Annotated in this window: 5 protein-coding genes; 3 read left to right on the top strand and 2 right to left on the bottom strand. The window is 69.4% G+C overall.

The genetic code is table 11. The annotated features are described in order from the left end of the window. The first annotated feature begins 55 nt into the window (after positions 1-55). The gene (locus ON38_RS27665; protein ID WP_051165289.1) at positions 56-2056 is read left to right on the top strand and encodes a heavy metal translocating P-type ATPase; all 2001 of its coding nucleotides are present in this window, start codon (positions 56-58) and stop codon (positions 2054-2056) included. Positions 2057-2082: 26 nt separating this feature from the next. Here the strand turns inward: ON38_RS27665 and ON38_RS27670 are convergent, their stop codons facing one another. Then, positions 2083-3120 carry an acyl-CoA thioesterase gene (locus tag ON38_RS27670; protein ID WP_245564257.1) on the bottom strand — a complete coding sequence of 346 codons (1038 nt, stop codon included), beginning with the start codon at positions 3118-3120 and terminating at the stop codon, positions 2083-2085. Positions 3121-3397: 277 nt separating this feature from the next. Here ON38_RS27670 and ON38_RS27675 point away from each other — a divergent pair, with 277 nt between their 5' ends. Then, positions 3398-3571 (top strand): CsbD family protein, encoded by a 174-nt coding sequence (locus ON38_RS27675; RefSeq protein ID WP_030520075.1) that lies wholly within the window; start codon positions 3398-3400, stop codon positions 3569-3571. A gap of 109 nt (positions 3572-3680) precedes the next feature. Here ON38_RS27675 and yczE read toward each other — a convergent pair whose 3' ends face one another. Beyond that, positions 3681-4346: a membrane protein YczE gene (gene yczE / locus ON38_RS27680; protein ID WP_373281254.1), complete on the bottom strand. Its 666-nt coding sequence runs from the start codon at positions 4344-4346 to the stop codon at positions 3681-3683. Between the two features lie 444 nt (positions 4347-4790). On the opposite strand from yczE, the gene ON38_RS27685 reads away from it, so the two are divergent. Beyond that, positions 4791-6906, top strand: a 2116-nt coding sequence (locus ON38_RS27685) for an AMP-binding protein (RefSeq protein WP_039827982.1), incomplete at its 3' end; no start/stop codon positions are given.

Raw genomic sequence — 6906 nt, forward strand, 5'->3', positions numbered from 1 at the left:
TTCATGTGTTCTGGTATGTTCGGCGAGACGTTGGTTCCTGCTGTGGAGGTGCCCTGTGGCCGTCCCGACACGTACGCCCGCCGATTCGGTGCGCGTGCCCGCCCCGGTGACCGTGCGCCGGACGAAACTGTTCGACCTGCCCGAAACCCGGTGGGCGGCCACGGCAGTGGTGCTCTTCGCGGCCGGAGTCGCGGCGCACCTGACCGGCGGCCCGGCCTGGACGTGGTGGGGGTTGTACCTGGCCTGTTATGCCGCGGGCGGCTGGGAACCGGCCGTGGCCGGCCTGCGGGCGCTGCGGGAACGAACGCTGGACGTGGATCTGCTGATGGTCGCCGCCGCGCTCGGTGCCGCGGCGATCGGACAGGTGGCCGACGGCGCGCTGCTGATCGTCATCTTCGCCACCTCTGGCGCGCTGGAGTCCTTCGCGAGCGCGCGCACCGAGGATTCGGTACGCGGACTGCTGGATCTGACGCCGGATACCGCCACTCGGATCACCGCCGACGACGCGGAGGAGACGGTCGCGGTGGCCGACCTCGAGATCGGCGACACGGTCGTGGTGCGCCCCGGCGAACGGATTCCCGCCGACGCCACCGTGCTATCCGGCGGCAGCGAGGTCGATCAGGCCACTGTCACCGGAGAACCGTTGCCGGTGGACAGATCCGCCGGCGACGAGGTCTTCGCCGGCACCCTCAACGGCACCGGCGCCCTGTGGCTCCGGGTGGATCGCCGGGCGCGGGATTCGGTCGTCGCCCGCATCGCTGACCTGGTGGAACAGGCGAGCCGGACCAAGGCCCGTACACAGCTGTTCATCGAGAGGATCGAGCAGCGCTATTCGGTGGCGATGGTGGCCGCCACCCTGGCGATATTCGCGGTGCCGCTGCTGTTCGGCGAGCCGCTGCAGCGGGCGCTGCTGCGGGCGATGACCTTCATGATCGTGGCCTCCCCGTGCGCGGTGGTGCTGGCGACCATGCCGCCGCTGCTGGCCGCCGTCGCGACCGCCGGGCGGCACGGGGTACTCGTCAAATCGGCCGTCGTCATGGAGCGACTCGAAACCACCGATCTGCTCGCGTTCGACAAGACCGGAACCTTGACCCGCGGGACCCCGGAGGTCGTCGAGATCCGGTGCACCACGGACTCGTTCGACGCCGACGAGGTGCTGCGGCTCGCGGCGGCCGTGGAACGACCCAGCGAACATCCGCTCGCCGCCCCCATTGTCCGGGCCGCCCGTGCCCGCGGACTCGAGGTGCCTGCGGTCGACGAATTCGCCGCCGACCCGGGTCGCGGCGTGCACGCCCGCGTCGGTGATCGCCGCGTCGCGGTCGGATCACCGACGGCGGCTGCCGCGCCCGGCGCCGAGACCGGGACTGCCGCGGCCGAGGTCGCGTCCCTGCAGGCGCGCGGCTACACCGCGGTCGTGGTGACCTGTGATCACCGGCCGATCGGTGTCCTGGCCCTCGCCGACGAGATGCGCCCGGAAGCCGCTGCCGCGGTCGCGGCGGCGCGGCAGCTCACCAGGGCGAACCCGGTATTGCTGACCGGCGACAACCGGGTGGCCGCCGAGCGGCTGTCGGCCCGGGTCGGCATCACCGATATCCGGGCCGAACTGCTCCCCGCGGACAAGGTCGCCGCCGTCCGGCAACTCCGGGGCACCGGCGCCGCGGTGACGGTCGTGGGCGACGGGGTCAACGACGCCCCCGCCCTCGCGGCCGCGCATGCCGGAATCGCCATGGGCGGCGCCGGGTCGGATCTGACCCTGCGGACCGCCGATGCCGTGGTGGTCCGCGACGATCTCACCGCCGTTCCCGCGGTGCTCGCGCTGGCCCGGCGTGCCCGCCGCATCGTGATCGCGAATCTGGTCATCGCCGGGTCGTTCATCGCGGTGCTGGTGGTGTGGGACCTTGTGGGCGCCCTGCCACTGCCGCTCGGCGTCGCGGGCCACGAGGGCTCCACGATCATCGTCGGGCTCAACGGCCTGCGCCTGCTGCGGGACGCCGCCTGGCGGCGTGCCGCGGGAGGTCACTCGAACGCCCGGCCGGCCGCGGGGGCCACGAGGTGACCGGGTCGACCGCCCACAGACCGGCTTCAGCCCGGAATCGGCGCGCGGAAATGGCTGGGTTCGGCGTCGGCCGGTAGATCGGCGGCGGTGGCGAACGGTTCGACCTCGGCGCGCAGGTCCACGAGGTGACGGGCATGGGCGGCCAAGGACCGGTCCTCGTCGGAGACGGGTGTCCACTGCTGGATGGGTCGCGCCTTGCCGGCGGCGTCCACCGCCACGACCACGGCCAAGCCGTGCGCGGCGAGGGCCGGCTCGTCGGCATGCGGGTCGGTGGCGGTCACGTGCACGCTGATGTGCATGCTGTGCGGGCCGGTGTGGATCAGCCGTGCGGTGACCTCCACGATATGGCCGATGACGATCGGGCGGTAGAAGCGGATCCCGCCGAAATAGGAGGTGATCACATGCTGGCCGGCCCAGTCGGCGCCGCAGACATAGGCGGCTTCGTCGATCCAGCCCATGGTGCGGCCGCCGTGCACCTTGCCGCCCCAATTGATGTCCGAGGGCGCCGCCAGGAACCGCAGCGTAGCGCTCGGCGCGGTACCTGCGGCGGTGTAGCGCTGCGCGGCCATGGCCTCTTCGATGCGCTTGCGCACCGAGATGCGGGCCCGGGCCTGCCGATGGCGGCGCAATTCGAGAATCGTGGCCGGTTCCCACTGGGGTACCTCGACCGTGCGCCGCGCCTCGTCGACCGCGACGAAGATCGTGAGGCACTGCGCCGTCTGGACCGGTTTCTGCCGGGTGGGGTCGGTCGAATAGACGCTGACCAGGATGTGCATGCTCGTCCGGCCGGTGTGGACGAGGTTCGCGTGCAACTCGACGAGTTCCCCGACCGCGATCGGCCGGTCGAGATGGATATTGCCCACGTAGGCGGTGACGCAGTAGCGGCCGCTCCACTGGGCGGCCGCGGCATAGGCGACCTTGTCGATCCATTCGAGGAGCTTGCCGCCGTCCACCGCGCCCGCGATACCCGCGTCGGCGGGTTTGACGAGAAAACGGTGGATCGCCTCGGACCGTCTGCCGGTCGCGGCCGGGGTCGGGAGGGGGTCGATGGTTGTGGCGTTCACGGGCCTGCCGATCTGCTCGGGTGGTGGAGGTACGGTCCCCGACTCCGTTGTCGTCGGAGCAGAATAGGCAGGTGCGGCGCTACGGGCGAGTAGGACACCGCCCGCGGCCGGGAACCCGCCGATTCGATCGGTGTCCGGAGCTCCCGATGAGGTGAACGGTGCGCCGCGGCCCTCGAAAGGCGGCTCGGGTGGGTGTTTGAGGGGACGTGTGGTGGTTATTCGCCCTGCGATCGGCCGAACCGCCGGCCGGTCGGCATCCGACGAGAGGGGACAGGCGATGAGTGCCAAGGACAAGCTCGACAACAAAGCCGAAGATCTCGCCGGTCAGGCCAAGGAAAAGCTCGGAAAGGCCACCGGCGACGAGGAGACGAAGAACGAAGGCAAGGCCGACCAGACCAAGTCCAATTTGAAGGACGCGGGCGAGAAGGTCAAGGACGCCTTCCGCGACTGATCGAGCCGTCGAGCGGGCGACGCCGGGATATCGGCGTCGCCCGTTCCGTGTCCGAAGGGGTCCGGCCGGACGGGGCCCGGCTCCTGGACCCCGCAGCGGCCACCAGGGGTCATGTGCAGGAGGGGACCGATCCGTCGTCGCGTCCGGCCGCGCCGCGGACCGCGTCCGGCGACCGCGGGGGTGGCGGGGAATCGAACCCGGGTAACCGGCCGGCGACCAGCGGGATCATGAGCTGGATCAGCGGGCCGATGGCGACCGCGTAGACGACGGTGCCGAGACCGACACTGCCGCCGAGCAGCCAGCCGGTGCTCAGCACCGTCACCTCGATCATCGTCCGGACCCGGCGGATGGGCCATCCCGTCCGGCGGGCGAGCCCCGTCATCAGACCGTCGCGCGGGCCCGGTCCCAGCCCCGCGCCGATGTACAGCACACTGGCCAGCGCGTTGAGCACGACCGCGAGCACCATCGCCCCCAGCCGGACCGGCATCGACTCCCAGTGCGGGAGCAGCCAGAGCCCCGCATCGACCGACACGCCGACGAGCACCACATTGCTCACCGTTCCCACACCGGGCCACTGGCGCAGCGGAATCCAGGCCAGCAGGACCACCGCACCGGTCAGTACGGTCACCGTGCCGAAACTCATCGGCACCTGCCGGGTGATGCCCTGATGAAAGACATCCCAGGGATCCAGACCGACTGCGGCGCGGATCATCACGGCCATCGAGAAGCCGTACAGCCAGAGCCCGGTGAACAATGCGGTGAGACGTCCGATCACGGGACGAGCTTCCCCGATGCCGGCTCTCGGGTACAGAGCCACCTGCGCACAACTGGTTCCTCGGCGGTCATGCCGAAAGGCTCGCGGCCATTCTTCGCCGGAGCCGACCGGCGGCGCCGAGAGGGACGACCCGGACATGCGACCACTCGCGCCGTGGCTGCGCGGGGCGAATCTCCCTCGGGGTGCGCGCCGTACCGGAGCCCGTGGACGGCGTTGTGGGAGGTCGGCGCGTCCACGGGCAAAACGCCGGACCCCGGTTGCACGGTGCCCGGGCAGTGTGCATAAATTGTCCAGCGCACGATCTGATAGCTGTTTGCTCTTAAAGGTGTTCGCGCGGCAGGGGCGCGGATACCGCTTCGTCACGACGAAGTCCTACCCAGGCTTCGAGCGCAGCAGGGGGCGTTTTCTGCTGTGCTCCGGTGCCTCCGAGCGAGAGGTTGGAAGATGGATTCGCGATCGGCCACAGCTGTCGACCACAATCTTGATCTCATTCCGTTGTCGCGGGCGCAGTACAGCATGTGGCTGGCCGACAATCTTCCGGGTGGGCCGAACGTCAATATCGCGCAGTACGTCGATATCGAGGGCGAGATCGATATCGACCTGCTCACCGAGGCGGTCAATATCGCCGGGCGGGAAACCGAATCACTGATCGCGCGGGTCGTCGAAATCGACGGCCGGCCTTATCAATTCGTAGACCGCGATATCACCTATGCCGACGCCCTGCTGGATCTGTCCGATGCCGACGATCCCTACGCCGCGGCCATGGAGTGGATGCGCCGTGACTACAGCACCAGGGCCGTCGACCTCGGCCGGGACCGGCTGGCCGTCGGCAAATTCATCAAGATCGGCGAGCGGCGGCATCTGTGGTACGCACGCGCACACCATCTGATCATCGACGGATACGGCGCGTTCAATTTCATCGGGCGGGTCACCGAGCACTACAACGCGGCCATCGAGAGCAGACAGCCTGCGCGGTTGGTGGCCGCGAGCCTGCGGGAAATCGCCGAAGCCGAACGCGCTTACCACGCGAGTCCGCGCTTCGAATCCGACCGGGCGTACTGGCACGAGAAGATTTCCGATCTCCCTACGCCGGTGAGTCTTTCGGGACGTGCCGCGCGCTGGAGCGACAGCGACCATATGGCCGGCCGGCAGTTGCCGGGCCGGCTGTCGGAGCTGCTGGAGCGATTCGCGGAGGACCAGGGGGCTTCGCCCGCCCAGGTGATCATCGCCGCGTTCGCCGCGTTCCTGGCAAGGATGACGGGTTCCGATGAGGTGGTGCTGTCGATGCCGGTGAGCGGCCGGGTGACCCGGCGCCTGCGGCACGCCGCCGCCATGCTGGCGAACATGGTGCCGATCCGGTTCGCGGTGACGCCGCAGACCACGGTCGGGGGATTGGTCGGCGCCGCGGTGTCCGAACTGGTTTCGGCGATCCGCCACCAGCTCTACCGGTTCGAGGATATGCGCCGCGAAACGAATATCGCGGATACGGCCGCCAATTCGTTCGGACCGGTCGTCAACATCTTGTTCTTCGACAGCGAGATCCGCCTGGGCTCCGCCGTCGGCCGTTATCGAGCCCTCACTTCCGGTGCGCTCGACGATATGCAGCTCAATCTCTACCGCCCCGGTTCCGACGGGCCGCTGCTGCTCGAACTGCACGGAAATCCGAATCTGTACGGCCAGGACGAACTCGAACTGCACACCACGCGATTCGTCGAATTCCTGCGGCGCCTGCTGGAAACACCCCTGGACACCCCCGTAGTGAGTATTCCACTGGTCGATGCCGTAGAGGAACAGCGCATTGTCGGCGGCCTCGCGGGGCGCGACGGTGTGCTCGCGGACACAACGCTGGTCGGTCTGCTGACCGAGCAGGCCGCAGCGACCCCCGACGCGGTCGCCGTGACCTGCGGTTCGACCGCCCTGACCTACCGGGAGCTGGACGAGCGGTCCAATCGGTTCGCCCGCGCGCTCATCGCCCGCGGCGCCGGGCCGGAGACCCTGGTGGCCGTGGCGATGCCGCGGGACGCCGATCTGCTCGTCGCCACCCTGGCCGTACTGAAATCGGGGGCCGGATATCTGCCGCTCGATATCGCCCACCCCGCCGACCGGCTCGACTACGTGCTCGCCGACGCCGCGCCGGTGCTGGTGGTCACGAACAGCGCACTGCGCGACAGTGTTCCGGGTGACGCGGCCCGGAAAGTGGTCTTCGACGACCGCGCCGGATCCGACGGCGACAGCGCACCGGTCACCGAGGCCGAACGATCCCGTCCGCTGCGGCCGGACAATATCGCCTACGCCATCTACACCTCCGGCTCGACCGGCCGGCCCAAGGGTGTGCCGATCGCGCACCGTGCCGTGGCGTCGTATCTGACCAATGCCTGTGCCGAGATCGGGGTCCGGCCCGGCGATGTCTGGACCTTGTTCCACTCCTTCGCATTCGACTATTCGGTGTGGGAGATCTTCGGGCCGCTGGTCTCCGGGGGCCGCGTCGTGGTGATGGACACCGCGACCACCCGGTCGCCCGACGACGTCGTACGCCTGGTGGCGCGGGAGAAGGTCACCG

It is taken from the genome of Nocardia testacea NBRC 100365 (assembly GCF_000308775.1).
Taxonomy (GTDB): Bacteria; Actinomycetota; Actinomycetes; order Mycobacteriales; family Mycobacteriaceae; genus Nocardia; species Nocardia testacea.

What these genes read in the sequence shown, in the direction of transcription:
- ON38_RS27675 (WP_030520075.1), top strand. Translation starts at nt 3,398, where the DNA reads ATGAGTGCCAAGGACAAGCTCGACAACAAAGCCGAAGATCTCGCCGGT.